The organism is Microbispora oryzae (genome assembly GCF_017896165.1).
GTDB lineage: Bacteria > Actinomycetota > Actinomycetes > Streptosporangiales > Streptosporangiaceae > Microbispora > Microbispora oryzae.
In genome coordinates, this window is record NZ_JAFCNB010000005.1 from 217,522 (window position 1) to 234,050 (window position 16,529).

Sequence of the window (16,529 nt, forward strand, 5' to 3'; positions counted from 1 at the left end):
CGCCGTCAGCCGCTGCCGTCAGCCGCCGCCGTCGACCGGATCTGGCGGCGGATCGGGCGGTGGGCCTGGGCGTGGCGCGGCGTCACCGGCCCGGCGGGCGGCGGCCCGGCGCGCCTGAACGGCCTCCGCGCGTTCGGCCTCGTCGAGCGACAGCTCAAGAACGCTCAGCGCGGCCTCCATGGCGGGCAGGACGTGGTCGCGCAGCGCCCGGATGCGGCGGCGGGTCGCGGCCTCCTCCGCGGCCATGATGCGCTCGGCCGCCGCGGCGGCCGCGTGCTCGACGGCGGCGCGCAGCGCGGCGAGGCACGCCTCCCTGGCGGGGATCAGAGCGGCGGTGAGCGGCAGCGACGCGGCGTCGCCGGGCTCCGGCGGCACGAAGACGACCCGGTCGGGACGGCTCGTCCCCATCGCGTCGGCCCAGTCCACCCGCACCTCGGCGAGAGGTCCCCCGCCGGCGAGCCGGATCGCCCTGCGGCCGCCGAGCGCGGCTGCCCGCGCCGACCAGACGTCGGCGGTCCGGCAGGCCGCCGTCCACTCCTCTCCTGTGCGGGCCGCGCGGTCCGCGAGCCGGTCTCGTTCCCGCCGCAGGACGCGGAGCTTGCGGTCGAGCACGGCCAGGCCGTGCCGTACGACGTCGAGGCGGTGGCGCAGCCACAGGCGGCCGGCCCGGCCGGGAGGGACGCGGAGCCTCATCTCTCCTCCTGGTAGTGCGCGTCGAGCGCCTCGTCCGGCAGCAGGGACAGCTCCCGCCGGGGCAGGGCGGAGACCACCCGCCAGGCGCGGTCGAAGGTCTCGTCGAGCGAACGGGACTCGTCGCGGCGCTGCGCGAGCAGCCGCCGTTCGAACGCGTCGGCCAGGGCGAGATAGCGGTGCTCGACGGGGCTGAGAGCGCTCTCGCCGGCCAGTTCGGCCAGCTCGGCGGCCTGCCGTGCGCGCGAAAGCGCGGCCAGGATCTGCGCGGCGAGGTCCATGTGCCCCGGCCGCGTGCGGCCCGGTCCGGTGCCCGCCCGCATCATCCTCGACAGCGACGACAGCGGATCGATGTGCGGATACGCGGACACGTCGCGGCTCAGCAGGATCTGGCCCTCCGTGATGTAGCCGGTCAGGTCGGGCACCGGGTGGGTGATGTCCCCGGCCGGCATGCTGACGACCGGCAGCACGGTGATGGAGCCGGGGCGGCCGCGCACCCGCCCGCACCGCTCGTACAGGGACGCGAGGTCGCTGTAGAGATAGCCGGGGTACGCCCGCCGGGCGGGGACCTCGCCGCGCGCCGCGGACACCTCCCGCAGCGCCTCGCAGTAACTGGTCATGTCGGCCAGGACCACCAGGACGTGGCGCCCCATGGCGAAGGCGAGGTGCTCGGCGACGGTCAGCGCGATGCGCGGGGTGAGCATCCGCTCGATCACGGGGTCGTCGGCTAGGTTCAGCAGCAGCGTCAGCTCGCCGGCGGCGGAGCGCTCCTCCAGCGTGTCCCGAACGGCCGCCGCGTCGGCGTGGGTCAGCCCGACAGCGCCGAACACGATGGCGAACGGCTCGCCGCCGGCCCCGGCCTGGGCGGCGATCTGGGCGGCCAGCTCCAGGTGGGGCAGGCCGCCGGAGGAGAACACCGCGATCTTCTGGCCGCGCACCAGCGTGGTGAGCAGGTCGATCGCGGAGACGCCGGTCAGCACGGGATCCGACGGCGGTTCGCGCAGCGTGGGATTGAGGGGAAGCCCGGCCACCGCGGCGTCGTCCGCCCCGAAGACCGGCGGCCCCCCGTCGATCGGCCGTCCGCGCCCGTCGCAGACACGCCCCTGCCACCCGGGGCCGACCGGGATGCGCATCGGCCGCCCGGCGAACGCCACCCGGGTGCCCTCGGCCCGGATCCCGGCGGTCCCCTCGAACACCTGGACCACGGCGAGGTCGCGATCGGCCTCCAGGACGAGACCGTGCCGGAGCTCGCCGGACTCCAGCTCGATCGACGCGTACTCGTCCCAGCCGACCCCCCGCACGCCGCGGACGACGACCAGCGGACCGCGGAGCTCGGCCACGTCGGTGTACTCCACCGGTACGGTCATCGCGGTCCGGCCAGCCCGTCAAGCGCGTTCAGCACCGCGTCGCGCCGCGCCGGGACCTCGTTCTCCGGCGTCTCCCCGGCCCGCAGCATCGGGGAGAAGTCCTGCTGTTCGATCCGCGCGACCGGCACCCCGCGCTCGACCAGGTCCTGGCAGCGGTCGACGACCGCGAGCAGCGCGTCGGCGATCAGGGCGGTGCGCTCCGGCCGGCAGTAGGCGTCGCCGGGGCTGAGCGCGCTCTGCCGCAGGAAGCCCTCGCGGATCAACCGCCCGGCGAGCAGCACCACCCGCTCGTGCGGGGGAAGCGTCGCCGAGCCGACCAGCTCGGCCAGGGCCGCCAGCCGGCCGGCCTCCGTGAGCAGCGCGCCCACCCGGGCACGCCGCCGCACACCGCCTGGCGCCCGCGCCGCCAGCGCGTCGGCGTCGCGGGCGAACGACCCCTCCCACGACACGGCCGGGTAGTGGCGCGCGTACGCGAGGTCGCGGTCCAGCGCCCACACGGACCGGACGAAGCGCTGGGTGTGGACGGTGACCGGTTCTGTCATGTCGCCACCGGGCGGGGACACCGCGCCGATGATCGTGACCGATCCCGTGGCGCCGCCGGCCGTGGTGACCCGTCCCGATCTCTCGTAGAAGGCCGCGAGAGCGGAGGCGAGGTCGGCGGGGTAGCCCTCCTCGGCGGGCAGCGCCCCGCTGCGGGAGCCCAGCTCGCGCAGCGCCTCGGCCCAGCGGGAGGTCGAGTCGGCGATGACCACGGCGTCGTAGCCCATGTCGCGGAAGTGCTCGGCGACCGTGACGCCGGTGTAGACGCTGGCCTCCCTGGCCATCATCGGCATGTTGGAGGTGTTGGCTATGACCACGGTCCGGTCGGCGAGCCGCCCGCCGGTGCGGGGGTCGGTCAGGCGGCCCAGATCGGCGACCACGTCGGCCATCTCGTTGCCGCGCTCACCGCATCCGACGTACACCACGACGTCGGCGTCGCACCACTTGGCGATCTGTTGCAGGAGCACGGTCTTGCCGGTGCCGAAGCCGCCGGGCACGGCCACCGTCCCGCCCAGGGACACGGGGAAAAGCAGGTCGACGACCCGCTGCCCGGTCGTCAGGGGGAGGGCGTCCTCCAGCCGCGCCGCGTACGGCAGGGCCTGCCGCACCGGCTGCTCCCGCTCCAGGGTGATCTCGACGCCGCCGACGACCGCGACGGGCGTCCCGGCGGCGCAGGGGCCCGGCGGCCGGATCCCGGACACCTCTCCGCCGGGCGACAGCAGCAGGTAGGGCGGCGAGACCCCGTTCACGACGCTCCCAACGGCCGTCCCGCGTGGCGCCGGCCGCCCCTCCGCCACGAGCGGTTCGAACCGCCAGGATCGGGCGGCGTGCGCGGGCGGCGGCGCGGCCGGGTCGAGCCACATGCCCGCGCCGCCGAGCGGGCGGAGCAGACCGTCGAACACCCCGCCGAGCAGGTGCGGGCCGAGCGACGCGGACAGCGGCCTGCCCTGTCGTACGGCGGGGTGACCGGGGGCGAGCCCGCCGGTGTACTCGTACGCCTGGACGGTCGCCCGGTCGCCGCGCAGGGCGATGACCTCGCCGGGCAGGCGGTGATGCCCGAGGGCGACCAGTTCGAACATCGCCGCCCCGGCCAGCCCCACGACCTCGACCAGCGGGCCGTTGACCCGGGTCACGGTGCCCACAGCCGCTCCACCTCCGCTCCGAGCGCCTCGACGGCCCGGGCGGCGAGCGTGCCGAGCGAGCAGTCGACCCGACGGCCCCGCCCCTCGGCCACGACCCCGCCGCCTGGGTGCTCCCGCGTCACCAGGTCGTCGCCGCCCGAGTCACGGGCCAGCTCGCTCAGCCGCTTCATCAGCCGGGGATAGCAGGGGTCGTCCCGCAGCTTCCGGACCTCCGTGACCGCCCTTTCCCGCAGGTCGTCCCAGACCTCGCGCCGGGCGGTCAGCTCAACCGTCCGGGCCCGCCGGCGGGCCCGCGCCCGTTCGGCCGCGGCGCGCGCCCGGGCCTCCGCCTCCCCCTGCTCGCGGGCCTCGGCGACCAGGTCCCGGGCCCGGCGCCGGGCCGCCGCGACCGTCTCGGCGGCCTCGCGCTCCGCCGCCGCCGTGGTCGCGCGGGCGTCGAGCCGCGCCTGCCGCAGCAGGGCCTCGGCCACCGGCGTCAGCGCCGCCCGCGTGTCGATCACTGCGGCATCACCACCGCCGGCGGCCCACCGGGAGTCTCCGGGGTCTCCTCGGCGGCGAGGGACCGCGCCGCCGCCGGGGTGAGGATCACCACCGCCACCTCGGGGCCGAGCGTCCGCCACGCCTCGCGGGCCGCCTCCGCATCCTCCGCGGGCAGCACCAGGGCGCCCGCCGTCGCGTAGACCGCCACCCGTACGGACTCCCCGATGACCGCCACGACGCCCATGGCCGTCACGCGCGCCCGATGAGGATGACGCCGACGACGAGCCCGTAGATCGCGATGCCTTCGGCCAGTCCGACGATGACGATGGCCCGTCCGAACAGCTCGGGCCGCTCGCTCATCGCGGCGAGGGCGGCCGCTCCGGTGTAGGCGACGGCGATGCCCGCCCCGATCGCCGAACCCGCCACGGCGATCGCCGCGCCGAGCAGCGCCGTCCCGTTGACGGACGCCGGGGCGCCGGGGGCCGCCTGGGTCGCTCCCGTGGCGGCGGCCGGGGCGCCGCGTGTGGTCAGGACGCTGACGAGGAGGGCGAGGGCGGCCAGCGCGACGACCGCGTTCACCGCGTGCAGGCTTCGCCTGATCCAGACGGACATGACGGGGCCTCCCTGGATGTCGGTGGCGGGCGCCAGGGCCGGAACGGGCGCCCCTCGGCCTGGAAGAGCCGGGAGAACAGCTCGTAGTACTCCAGGCGCAGCGCCTGGATGCCGACCACGAGTCCCTCGATCGCGAGCGCGACCACGTTGCCCACGACGAAGACGACCGCCGCGATGACGGGCCGGCCCGGCCACAGCGCACTGGCGCCGCCCCAGACGACCGCGCCGATCGCGGCGTGGGTAAGGCCGAACGCGGCCAGCCGCGCGAACGACACGACGTTGGCGCCGAGCCGGACGACCACGTCGAACAGCCGCATGACGGCCTGCGCCGTCCCGCTCGCGCCGCCGCCCGCCTCGGCCAGGAAACCGGCGAAGGCGAGCGTGAGGCCCACAGCGGCGATCAGGCCTCCCGCCACGGCGACCACGTCCAGCCCCGCGTACCAGCCGGCGACCGCGAGACCGGCCCCGAGGAACACCGCCGCCCCGGCGATGCCCGCCGAGGAGTAGAGCGCGACCGGCCAGCCGCCCTCGCGCCAGCGGTTCACGATGCCGAGCAGATGGGCGCAGCCGAGCAGCAGGGCGCCCACGCCGAGCGCGGCGAGGAGAAGCTGGATGGGATGGGTCAGCGGCTCCAGCCACAGCACCGGCACCACGCCCGTCGGGCCGAAGCACTCGCCGTACAGCAGGCCGAACAGCACGCTCGTCAGCCCGGCGCCCGCGGCGAACGGCCAGGCCCGCCGGAAGCGGGCCAGCCCTCGCGGGCGGCCGAGACGCAGCCCGGCCGCGGCGAGGAGCAGCAGCAGCCCGTGGCCGACGTCGCCGAACATCATGCCGAACATCACCATGTAGGCGCCGGCCGCCAGAGGCGTGGGGTCGATGTCCCGGTACGGCACGGTGCCGTACGTCGCGACGAGCGCGGACAGCGGCCCGCGAAGGCCGTCCGACCGCAGCAGGGACGGCGCCTCGACGCCTCTCGGCCGGGGGATCGGGACGACCGCGCCGCCGTGCGGCGCCAGACGGGCCGACAGTTCGGCGACCAGCGCGGCGGGCGTCCAGCCGGCGATCGCCGCGACGTCGTCGCGGACCACGGCCGACGTCGTGACGGTCTCCAGAGAGGCGTCCGCGGGTGCGGCCAGCTCGACCATGCCCGCCTCCCCCATCTCGGTGAACACGGTCGCCGTGGATCTCGCGGGAGCGACGATCGCGACCCGTTGCATGCGTACCGGCCGCAGGGCGGCACGCCAGGTCGCCTTCCCGGGCGGGGGCCGGACCGGCTCAGATGAGGACGGCTCAGATGAGGACATCTCCGCCGCCTCCCCTCGCGGCCAGTTCGAGCGCGGCGCGCACTCTGTGGGCGTCCACGGCGAGCACGGCCACCGCCCCCACCACAGGGTCGGACGAGAAGCCGGAACCCGCCAGCAGCGCGCGGCCGTCCTCGTCCACCCGCCGCCACCACCGCCGTTCGGCCGCCCACAGCTCCCCGGGATCGGACACATCCCGCAGCGCCCACCGGGCGGCGGCGGGCAGCCGCCCCGCCATCGCCGGGAGCGACGGCGCCGCGACGGCACCACGGCCCAGCAGCACCTCGCAGCGGTCGCGCGCGCCCGGGGGAAGGTCGCGCCCCTCGGCGTGCCGTTCCCGGGCCACCAGCAGCGCGGTCGCGCCCGCCACCCACGTGCGCGCGGCCGGTGGCACGGCGTCGGCGAGCCGCTCGGCCCAGGCCAGCCGCATGCCGAGCTGGATCTCGCGGCGGCCCGCCCCGCCCGGGTCGCCCCACGGGGAGGCGGCCAGCGTCGCCCGGATCTCGCCGGGCGTCCCGCACCGCCGCAACCGCGGCCACGCCGTACCGAGCGAGCCGAGCACGAACTCGGGATCGGGCGGCCCACCGGCGAGCCGGCACAGCGACTCGTCCACGTTGGCGATCTCGAACCAGCGGGCGAGGACCCGGACCAACTGCCCGCCTTCGCGCGGCAGCCATCCGGCGAGGACACGCAGGTGCCACAGGAGGGTGGCCAGGACCGCCCACTGCGCCTCCGGCACGCTCTGACCGGGCCGCACGTCGTGGCAGTAGGGAGTGGCGGCCAGCGCCGCCACCGCCTCGGCGGCGGACCCGCGGGCGGCCAGCCGCCTGGCCTCCGGCAGGCCGAGCCCCCGCCGGACCAGCCCTCTCGCCCGGGTCGAGCCGGCGACCCAGGCGGCCGTCACGGCGGATCACCGGCCAGGGACCGCACCTCCGCGACTACCCGCGCCACCTCCCGCGGTATCAGGGTCTCCGCCCTCCGGCGGACGTCGGCGGCCGCCTGGGCGGCGGCACGCATCAGGGCCTCGTTCTCCTCCTCCGACCTGCGGAGAACGGACGAGGCGGCGCTCGCCCGTTCCGCCTCCGCCGCCAGCCGGGCCGACGCGACGAGGGCGGCGGCCTCGGCGTGGCCCCGTTCGCGGATCTCCCGGGCGGCGCGCTCCGCGGTGTCGATCTCGCGGGCACACCTGTCCCGCACCTCGCCGAGGGCCGAGAAGACCGCCTCCAGCTCGGCGGCCTCGTCGGCCGCCTCGGCCGGGACCCCGGCGGGCGCCGCGGCCCCCGGCACCCCCGCCGGCCGGAATCGTTCGAGGAAGTCACGCAACCGGGCCATCGCTCACCACCCCTCAGAGGTGGTGATGCCCCGTAGGAGCCACGCCGTGCAGATCTCCGCAGGTCAAAGCGCCGTCAAGGGCCGCGAGCAGGCGTCGCGTCGAGCCGGGTCAGAGCGGCACGGGGTCGAAGTCGCAGTCGACCCGCCGGCCCTCCCTGGCCGCGACGGCGTCCGGCCGGTTCGCCGGTGCCGTACGGCGATAGGCATCGATCGTCTCCTCGTGCAGGCGCGTCCCCTCCTCCTCCAGCCCGGCGGCCCGGAGATCCTGAGCCAGATTGGCCCCGCAGGCGAGTGTGCGGACGTGATCGTCTCCTAACACCATCCGCAGCCGCTGGTAGGTGTTTTCACCCAGGTGACGGGCCCCGGAGAGGTCTCCGAGCGCGGCCAGGTCGCTCTGCAGGTTGACCGCGCACGACAGCGTGTAATCGTGGTCACGGCCCATGTCGCCGGTCAGGGCCTCCAGGGTGTGCAGATCCAGGTCCCGGGCCGTGGCGGGATCACCGCGCCGCCGGTACAGCAGGGCCAGGTTCAGCCTGCAGCCGCCGACGAACGGATGGCCGTCGCCATAGACAGCGGGACAGCGGTCGACCGCGCCTCGCGCGAGCTCGTAGGCGTCACCGAGAGCTCCGGCAGAGCGCAGCGCGTTGGAGAGCGTGACCATGGCGGCCAGGGTGTCGGGGTGGTCGTCACCCCAAACACGGATGAGCCGGTCGTACGCGTCCCTTGCCAGTTCGAGGGCGGTGTCGTGCTCTCCGCTCTGGCGCATGGCGATGGACAGCTCCACGGCCGTCCGCAAAGAGGCGGGATGGTCGTACCCCAGTTCCCGCCGCGCGTACGCCAGCGCCTCACTTCCCAGGTCGATCGCCGCCCCGTAATCGCCGCACAGCCGGACCGCGCCGGCGAGACCGGCCCACGACGCGGTCAGGTCGTGGGCCGCGCCGCCCGCCAGGCCACTCAGCTCCATGAAGCTCCGCTGGTGCGTTTCCAGGGCCGCGGCGTAGTCGCCGGTGAGCATGCGATCGATCCCGAGGTGGCGCAGCGCGCGCAGCGTGCGCCGGTCCGCGATGCCGAAGACTCTCTCGTGCGCCTCCAATGACTCGGTGTCGACTTCCCATGCTCTGGAGAACGCCCCCACGGCACGCGTCGAGGCGCCCAGGGAGTCCGTCGCGAAGAGAGTGTCCGCGTGCTCCGCGCCGAGCGTGTCTCGCATCGCGCTCACCGTGCTGGATCCCAGCTCGTACGCCTCGGCGTACCGGCCGAGGCTCCTGAGTGCGTCGGCCAGGTGCCCGCGCGCCACCAAGACGTCCGCATGGCTGGGACCGCTCATGTCCGACCACGTCTGAACGAGCGTCGTCGCCATGCTCCGCGCCGAATGGTAATCACCGATGAGGCAGAGATAGCGCACGACGTCGAGCGCGAACCGGCGAACGGACGATTCGGCGCACTCCGCGAGGCTTGAGGGACCGACGTGCGGCACCAGTTGTGCGAAGCGCGGCCATCCGCCCGTGTCCTCGGGATCCGGCGGCGCCCCGTTGGCCAGCAGGAGGTGCACCTGGTGGCGGAACTCGCCGCGCGTCTCCTCCGTCAGCGCGTCGCGGAGCAATTCCTGGATCAGACGGTGCACCTGGACGGTGCCCGCCGTCCCGTCGATCTTCACAAGCGCGAGCCGGCTCATCTCCCCGAGCGCCTTGGTGAACAGGATCGGATCCGCCAGGATGGGGCGCGACCGCGGCCCCGCGACGGCGGCGCCCCGGCGGAACACATCACGCGGGATGGGTTCGGGCCCGAAGAAGGCGCAACAGCGCAGGAGTTCCAGCGCTCCGGGCATCCGATCTTCCAGCGCGGCGACCGACAGCGCCCAGGCCTCCGTCATCGACCTCGGATATTCGGCCCGGCCGTCCTCGATCGATCCGGTGGCGCGCGAGTCGAGAGCGCCGAGGTGATCCTCGATCGACATGCCCGTCGCGCGCTGAAGCGCCGCGGCGTGCCCGAGCGCCAGCGGAAGGTCGCCCAGCGCCTCCGCCAGCCGGGCGGCGTCGGCGTCCGGAACGTCGGCGCCCAGCCGCCGCCTGACGAAACTCACGCTCTCTTCGCGGGAGAAGACGTCGACTTCGCCGACCACGCAGTGCTCGGCCCATCCCGGGTGACGGGAGGTGATCAGGACATGACCGTGACCGTACGGGACCAGGTCCGCGATGATCTCCGGGTCGTCGGCGCCGTCGAGAATCAGCAGCCAGCGTGCGTACGGCTCACCGCGTGCGAGGGTCTGGCGCACCATCTGGGCCGCCTCCCAGGTGCCCACCTCAGAGGCGGGAGGGAGCCCGAGCCGAGGCGCCATGGCGGCGAGGGCTGACGGCACCAGGTCGGGGTAATCCGCCGCGATCCACCAGACGAGGTCATAGGTTTCGCGGTAGCGCCAGGCGTACTCCAGGGCCGTCTGGGTCTTGCCGACTCCCCCGGGTCCGAGCAGGCCCTGTGCCTGCGGCGGCGCGGTCAGGAAGTTCTCCCGTAGCCTGCGGAGCAGGGACTCGCGGCCGGTGAAATACGGGTTCCTCAGCGGGACGTGCTCCCAGACCTCCGGGTCTCCCCCGCCCGTTCCCGCGTGGGAGACGCCCGGCCGCGGGTCGCCGGGCCGCCCCGGTGCCAGGGGCCGCGCGGCGCCGTCGTCCGGGCCCTTCCCCGTGTCCGGGGGTTCGGAGCCGTCGTGCGCCGTCAGGAGGGGAATCGCGAGCTGGTCCAGGATGCGCACGGCGTCCGGGCTGACCAGCGCGAAGGGCTGTCCCTCCGGCTCCGCGCCCAGGGTGCCGGAGCCGGGCCGCACGCGGAGCAGCGCCGTGAAGGTCTCCGCCGCCGTGCCCGCGCGCCGCTCGATGTCCGCGGACACCCGGCGCAGCACGGCGACGGCACGCCATGACTCCGAGCGCGGCAACGTGGCGAGCAGCGCCTCCCTCGCCCCGTCGACGAACGCGTACCGCTCGCCTCCCAGTGGCCGCAGCAGACCGCTGAGGAGGACCTCCGCCAGGTGGTCCGGCCGGGAACGGGGGAGCATCCGCTGCTGGATGAGCCGTATCACGGGCAGCGACGCGGCCGACGTGGCGGTGTAGGCGGCGAGGGCCGCGGCCTCGGGCGAGGCCACCATACGGAAGCGGCGCACCTTCTCCGTGGCGGTCAGCTCGCTCTCCCGGCCGATCCGTCGTTCGCCCGACCGGATCGCGGGGCCCACCCGGGCCACCGACATGGGCGCGCCCTCACCCGCCGACCCCGCGACCAGTCGTGCCCAGTTGCCCAGCGACGCCGGGGCGAGCCCGAGAACGGGGACCGGGATCCCGGCGGGCTCTCCGCGTCCCTCGCGCGCGACGAAACGGAGCCCGGTGTTGGCCCCACCGGGCTGGACGGACCGGGCGATGCCGGGAACCGGCGGCAGCGCCGTCCGGCGCCACATGCGTTCGGGAAGCGGCTGGACGACGGCCGTCGGCCCGGCTTTCGCCCACCGGTGCAGCATCGTGGCCGCCCGGCCGTCCCACCAGTGCCGGCCCGAGCAGTCGCTCAGGACGAGTACGACGCGCCGTCCTGAGGGATCGACCAGGATCTCGGCCGGTGCGGCCGGGCCCCCGGGCCGCTGCGCCACCCCGTCGCCCAGCAATCTGTGCATGCGTACGTCGCGGAAGGCGCCGAGCTGGACGAGCGCGTCACGGAGTTCCCGCATCAGGGGCATCCACATCGACATGGAGGGTCCGGTGTCGGCGACGAGCGCGAGGTCGAGCCACCGTTCCAGGGAGCCCGTCATGACGGGGACCCAGTGCCCGCTGTCGGCGATCCGTTCCGCCGTCGCCCGCTCGTCGAGCACGTGCGACCGGCGTGCCGGGACGCGTCGCTTGATCGGCCGCAGCGCCCGCTGGACCGTCAGCGCGTCGCCCAGCGCCGACGCCGCGGGCACCCGCACCGTCCGGCCCTCCATGCCTCCGTCGCCGTCCGCTGCGCCGCCGGCCGGGTGCAGGGATCCCCGCGCGGCGTCACGTGCGGTGTCGCCGGCCTGGCCGGGCCGCGTGGGCCGGATGCCGGCGCCGTCCGGCCCCGGCGTCGGGACCCGCGGGTCGACCGGCTCAGCGGGCGGCCCGGACTTCTGGTCCTCGGCGTCCGCGGGCGTGAGGTGGCAGGCCAGCCAGAGGATGTCCGCGAGATCGCGCGTCGTGACGGCCGGGTCGAGCGCCCGGAGCATCGCGCGCAGCTCTGCCAGGGCGCCGGCCCTCGGGTCAGCCGTCATCCGACGGGCCGCCGCTCAGGAACGGCATGATCCGTTCGGCCAGCGCCAGCCGGTCGACGACACCCTTCTTGGCCGCTTCGCTGGTCAGGTAGACGGCGTGCAGGAGCTGGTCGGTGGCGAGCTGCCCCTGGTTCTTGCGGTTGAGGAAGAACTGGATGAGGTCGTCGCTCTGTCCGGCCAGCTCCGCCATGTGCGCGTCGATGATCTCCCTGAGCTTGTCGGCGTCGGGTTCCCTCAGTTCGAGCTGGATGCAGCGGCGCAGGAAGGCGGGCGGAAACTCGCGTTCCCGGTTGCTCGTCATGATCACCAACGGGAAGGCCCGGCAGCGGACGGTGCCCGCCTCGATCGTGATCCGCTCGTTGTCGGCGCTGGTCACCGTGCTCGACGCAGTCCCTCCGCGGGACAGTTCGGTGATCTCGTACTCGCCCTTCTCGAATACGGTGAGGAGATCGTTGGGCAGATCGATGTCGCTTTTGTCGATCTCGTCGATGAGCAGGACTCGCGGGTATTCGTACGGCAGGAGCGCGGTTCCCAGCGGCCCGAGCCGGATGTACCGCCCGGCGTCGTCCGCGTCGTCCTCGTTCCTGCTCGCCGCGGCGAGGCGGGTCAGCGGGTCGTACTGGTAGAGGCCGTCCCGCAGGGTGGCCCGGCTCGTGATCGGCCAGTAGAGCACGGGGCCGAGGCCGAGCTCGCGGGCCACCGCGTAGGCCAGGGTCGACTTCCCGGTGCCCGGCCGTCCGGTCACGAGCAGGGGACGGCGCAGGTAGAGCGCGGCGTTCACCTGCTCGACCGTGGGCGGGTCAGGGCGGTAGCTCAGCGCCTGGTGATCATTCGCCTGATCGCGACGGGGGCGCTCCAGAAGGGGCCCGCCCTGGAAGTTCCGCCATTTGGGCGGATCAGGCAGCCGCTTGATCTGACTGGCCGCTCCGGGAACTCCGGTATAAATGTACCAATCCGCCATATTAAGCCTCGCCAATAGCAGAATCAGGCATATAGGTAGGAGGGTCAGGCATTCTGCTGGGATCGTCCCAGAGCAGCGTCAATCCCCGGCCGCAGTGTGGCTCCTCCGGTTTTCTCAGCTTCTGCGCGGCGGCCTGAAGCCGGAGCGTGCGCACGAGTTCAGGGAGGTCGTCGGGGTGCGTGTCGCTTATCCGGGGAACCAGATGGTCGTCGAACAGGCGGCGGGCCGTACAGGCGTCATGGTCACTCTCCCCACAGGGGTCACGGGGCCAGACCACGACCGGAAGGCCCGCCTTGAGCTCGCTCGCGACAAGGTCCTCGTGGGGCCGGGACGCGTGGACCAGTACGCACGCCTGCTTCGTCAGCAGCAGTTGCAGGTAGAGGTGCTCGGGATCCTCACCGTGGCAGCCGATCCGTTCAGGGGTCGCCCGGGGCTCTCTGCGCAGATTGTCCGATCGGGCGACCCAGTCACTCCACTCGTCCACATCGGTGAGCCTGTCGACGTACCGGGTGATCACACGTCGGCCGATCAGCGGTCTGCCCTTCGCGAAGTCCCATTCGTCGACCGGTTCCAGCATCATCGACTGCGGCAGGATGAACTCGAAGAGCGGATCGGTGCCCGCCACCTTTCTCCTGACCGACTCGAATCCGGCTTCGACCCTGGTGCGCAGGTCATCCCTGTCGATGAGGGCCGGCCCCGCACCGTGATCCGGCTCACCGTCGATCATGGCGGATACGGTGAGATGGTAGCCGTCGCTCAAGGAGTCGACCCGGACGACGACCGCCGTCTCGCGCGGCCGCACCGTCTCCGCGGCGGGCAGGTAGCGGCGGGTCCACGCGTCCAGTTCCTGCCGTTTCCGGCGATGAGTCAGCGTCCTGGCCAGCCGGGGAACGAATCGGGCCAGGCGGTCCTCGCCCGGCAGTTCCTCTCCGACATAGCGGATCGCGTCCCAGACGGAACCGAAGTCGCGGTGGCCGCCGAAGCCGGGGAACACCTGGGTTACCAGATCACGCAGGTCCATCTCGCTGGAGGCGCCGTGCACGATGGCGCGCAGCTCCCGCCGCCGCGCGGCCGGAAGCCAGGAGAGATCGAGCAGATCGTCCAGTTCCTCCCAGTAGCGGCGGATACTCCGCACCGGCAACACCCTGCCGGTCAGCCGCCGCGGGTTCGCGGAGTAATCGGTGATCATGCCGATCACGGCACCGGTCGTCTCGTCGTACACCGCGGCGCCGCTGAACCCGCCCCTCGGCTCCTCCGCGTACGGCGTGGCCGTCTCGACGTGCAGCCACTCGCCCACCAGGTCGGCGGAGGTGAGGTTGAGCCGGAGCGGTGCCCCCGCCTCGCCTTCGTCCCAGGGAAAGCCGTGGGCCAGTTGCCCGGTCGTGGTCGCCGGCGTGGTGAGCAGAAACGGCCGCTCCAGGTCGACCCGCCTCTGCAGTCGCAGCACGGCCACGTCGCCGCGATCGCCGGCACGTTCCCAGGGGCCCGTGGCGTGCACCGTCGCGGGAATGCCGATCAGGTCACGCCGTTCCGCCTGGGTGAAGCTCACCCGCAGATCACGCTTGCCCTGGACCACGTGCGCACACGTCAGGACGAACTCGGGGGCGACGAGGAATCCCGCCCCCAGCGTCGCCTCGGCGCCTTCCCATGTGCCGTCGATCCGGGCCCGCCACAGGTTCCGCATGAGGCTACTCGGCCGGCTTCCCCGACCACTTCAGTTTGACCGTCAGATGACCTTCAAGCGCAGCCCTGGCGATCACCGCCCCCGCCGCTGTTCCCAGCTTCACGCCGAACTCGATCTCCACGGAGTCCGGTCCGATCAAACCCGCCGAGTCCGGCTCCGCCGGAGCCTCCCGGAATGTCCGCAAGGCACTGATCGCGGCGTCTCGCACGCTCACGAGGGCGTCCTCGAAGCGGACCGTCGCCTCACGTATGACACCGCCCCGGAAGGGAGTGGCGGGAGCCCATCCGCCGATTTCGTCATCCGGCGTTTCGACGAAAACCGAGCCGCCGTCGATATCCCATCGCACCACTTGGTACGCCATAGATTCGTGCCCTGTCGTCCCGTGAGCCGGCTGAGGAATCCCCGAATATCACCAAAGTAGCGACTATTGGCGTTCCTCGACAGGCATTCGAAACGGGAACGGCGCCGGCCCCGGTGGTCCACTCCCACCGGGGCCGGCGACCGAGCGCTGCCGCGAGCAGCCGGTTATCGCAGCGGACCGTTTACCGGTAGCCGGCGGCGATGATGTTGGCCTGGATCGCGTTCTCCGTGGCGTCGGAGGGATAACCCGAGACCATCGCTCCTTCGTAGAAGGTGCCCTGGCTCAGGTTGGTGTTGCCGAGACAGCAGTCGCCGCCGCTGCCCAGGATGATGGCGCCCTGCTTCTTCATCGGGTTGTAGCCGCGGGGCAGCGCGCCGTCCCACAGGGTGGTGACGCCGCCGGACTGGGCGTTGGCGCCCTTGATGGCGAAGCGGGTGGTGCCGTTGTTCTTCAGCATCGCGGTGACGAACTTGCTGGTGAACGCCCGCTGGTTGGGGTTCCACGACTGGCTGCCGCCGGGGTAGAGGCCGTACTCGAGGTCGGCCTGCACCCACGGGCCGGAGCCGGAGCACCCGCCGAACCAGCAGCTCGTGCCGAAGTAGATGGCGTCCATCGCGCCCGCGCCGTCGGCCTTGCGGGTGGTCTCGCTGTTGCCGTAGTCGAAGCAGCAGCCGCTGTTGACGTGGGTACCGCTGGTGACCATGTACATGCCCTCGGGGGCACTGCCCGTGGGAATGCCGGTGGTGTGGCCGTCGCGCCAGTAGCTGTTGCCCGGACGGATGTACAGCGAGTACGCCTTGCCGCCGCCGACGGTCAGGGACTCCGAGGTCGCGTTCGCCGGGGTGTCCGAGCCGCCCGCTCCGCCCGATCCCTGGTAGGCCACGTTGTTGCCGTGCCCGGACTGGTCGTACACGATCGTGATGACGCAGGAGGTGCCGGCGCAGAAGGAGTCCTGGGTCGCGGCGTTGGCGGTGCCGCCCGTGGTCAGCACGCCGATGTTCCTGGTCGTGTTGTCCGACGAACGCCGCACCTGGTAGAGGTTCCCGCTGTAGGAGCGGAACAGCGCCCGCGTCGTGCTGTGGGCCGCGACACAGGGCGTGCCGCCGGCGGCGTAGATGTCACACGGCAGGTTCGACGGGGACGCCGACGGCGAGACGGACGGCGAGGGCGAGGGGCTGGCCGAAGGCGAAACCGACGGGGAGGACGACGGCGAAGCCGAGGGCGAGGACGACGGTGAGGTGGTGACGCCGCCGGTGCAGGTCGTGCCGTTGAGGGCGAAGCTCGCCGGGACGGGGTTGGTGCCGTTCCAGGAGCCGTTGAAGCCGAAGGACGTGTTTCCGCCGGTGCCGATGCTGGCGTTGTATCCGGCGTCGGTGACGGTGACCTGTGACCCGGACTGGGAGACGGTGCCGTTCCACAGCTGGGTGATGGTCTGTCCGGCGGTGAACGACCAGGTCAGCCGCCAGCCGTTGACGGGGTCGCCGAGGTTGGTGATGGTGACGTTGGCGCCGAAGCCGCCTGGCCAGGAGTTGTTCACCGTGTAGTCGACCCGGCATCCGGCCGCGGCCTGGGCGGCGGTCGTGGTCAGCGTGCCGGTGAGGCCGGCCACCGCGGCGACCCCGGCGGCGAGCCAGAGCCGTAGGCGAGGAATCTTCATGAGTACTCCCGGGGGTGACTCGTCGCAGGACGGCGGTGCGTTGTTATCGCTAACATTTCCGGTGCCGGGACCCCGCCGTTCCGTGTCGGGATATCGGTGCTGGTGGGCGGAGCAAATACGCCGCCGCCATGCCCCGTC

General features: G+C 73.3%; 14 protein-coding genes. All 14 read right to left on the reverse strand.

Going from position 1 to position 16,529, the window contains the following annotated elements; translation table 11 throughout:
* Window positions 1-18: 18 nt before the first annotated feature.
* The 14 genes from JOL79_RS11930 to JOL79_RS11995 all read right to left on the reverse strand — a co-directional run bounded on the left by JOL79_RS11930 (window position 19) and on the right by JOL79_RS11995 (window position 16,391).
* Window positions 19-693, reverse strand: a complete 675-nt coding sequence (locus tag JOL79_RS11930) for a V-type ATP synthase subunit D (RefSeq protein ID WP_210155821.1) — start codon at window positions 691-693, stop codon at window positions 19-21.
* Window positions 690-2,057, reverse strand: a complete 1,368-nt coding sequence (locus tag JOL79_RS11935) for a V-type ATP synthase subunit B (protein WP_210155822.1) — start codon at window positions 2,055-2,057, stop codon at window positions 690-692. The genes JOL79_RS11930 and JOL79_RS11935 overlap by 4 nt, the downstream gene beginning before the upstream one ends.
* Window positions 2,054-3,739: a V-type ATP synthase subunit A gene (locus JOL79_RS11940; protein ID WP_210155823.1), complete on the reverse strand. Its 1,686-nt coding sequence runs from the start codon at window positions 3,737-3,739 to the stop codon at window positions 2,054-2,056. The genes JOL79_RS11935 and JOL79_RS11940 overlap by 4 nt, the downstream gene beginning before the upstream one ends.
* On the reverse strand, window positions 3,727-4,239 hold the full coding sequence (locus JOL79_RS11945) for a V-type ATP synthase subunit E family protein (RefSeq protein WP_210155824.1): 513 nt from the start codon (window positions 4,237-4,239) through the stop codon (window positions 3,727-3,729). Before JOL79_RS11945 ends, JOL79_RS11940 begins: the two co-directional genes overlap by 13 nt.
* Complete coding sequence (locus tag JOL79_RS11950; RefSeq protein WP_210155825.1) at window positions 4,236-4,472, reverse strand: hypothetical protein; 237 nt, start codon at window positions 4,470-4,472, stop codon at window positions 4,236-4,238. The genes JOL79_RS11945 and JOL79_RS11950 overlap by 4 nt, the downstream gene beginning before the upstream one ends.
* Window positions 4,469-4,831: an ATP synthase subunit C gene (locus tag JOL79_RS11955; protein ID WP_210155826.1), complete on the reverse strand. Its 363-nt coding sequence runs from the start codon at window positions 4,829-4,831 to the stop codon at window positions 4,469-4,471. Before JOL79_RS11955 ends, JOL79_RS11950 begins: the two co-directional genes overlap by 4 nt.
* Window positions 4,795-6,135: a V-type ATPase 116kDa subunit family protein gene (locus tag JOL79_RS11960; RefSeq protein WP_210155827.1), complete on the reverse strand. Its 1,341-nt coding sequence runs from the start codon at window positions 6,133-6,135 to the stop codon at window positions 4,795-4,797. The genes JOL79_RS11955 and JOL79_RS11960 overlap by 37 nt, the downstream gene beginning before the upstream one ends.
* Window positions 6,122-7,036, reverse strand: a complete 915-nt coding sequence (locus JOL79_RS11965; RefSeq protein ID WP_210155828.1) for a hypothetical protein — start codon at window positions 7,034-7,036, stop codon at window positions 6,122-6,124. Before JOL79_RS11965 ends, JOL79_RS11960 begins: the two co-directional genes overlap by 14 nt.
* On the reverse strand, window positions 7,033-7,464 hold the full coding sequence (locus tag JOL79_RS11970) for a hypothetical protein (RefSeq protein WP_210155829.1): 432 nt from the start codon (window positions 7,462-7,464) through the stop codon (window positions 7,033-7,035). Before JOL79_RS11970 ends, JOL79_RS11965 begins: the two co-directional genes overlap by 4 nt.
* A 109-nt stretch (window positions 7,465-7,573) precedes the next feature.
* Entirely contained in the window at window positions 7,574-11,728 is a 4,155-nt protein-coding gene (gene fxsT, locus JOL79_RS11975) for an FxSxx-COOH system tetratricopeptide repeat protein (protein ID WP_269143788.1), read from the reverse strand.
* A complete protein-coding gene (locus JOL79_RS11980) occupies window positions 11,718-12,689 on the reverse strand; it encodes an AAA family ATPase (RefSeq protein WP_210155830.1) in 972 nt (323 codons plus the stop codon). Before JOL79_RS11980 ends, fxsT begins: the two co-directional genes overlap by 11 nt.
* A 1-nt stretch (window position 12,690) precedes the next feature.
* Entirely contained in the window at window positions 12,691-14,373 is a 1,683-nt protein-coding gene (locus JOL79_RS11985; RefSeq protein WP_210155831.1) for a VMAP-C domain-containing protein, read from the reverse strand.
* A 4-nt stretch (window positions 14,374-14,377) separates the two neighbouring features.
* The gene (locus JOL79_RS11990; protein WP_230984639.1) at window positions 14,378-14,734 is read right to left on the reverse strand and encodes a CU044_2847 family protein; all 357 of its coding nucleotides are present in this window, start codon (window positions 14,732-14,734) and stop codon (window positions 14,378-14,380) included.
* 181 nt (window positions 14,735-14,915) lie between these two features.
* Window positions 14,916-16,391, reverse strand: a complete 1,476-nt coding sequence (locus tag JOL79_RS11995; RefSeq protein WP_210155832.1) for an arabinofuranosidase catalytic domain-containing protein — start codon at window positions 16,389-16,391, stop codon at window positions 14,916-14,918.
* Window positions 16,392-16,529 lie beyond the last annotated feature (138 nt).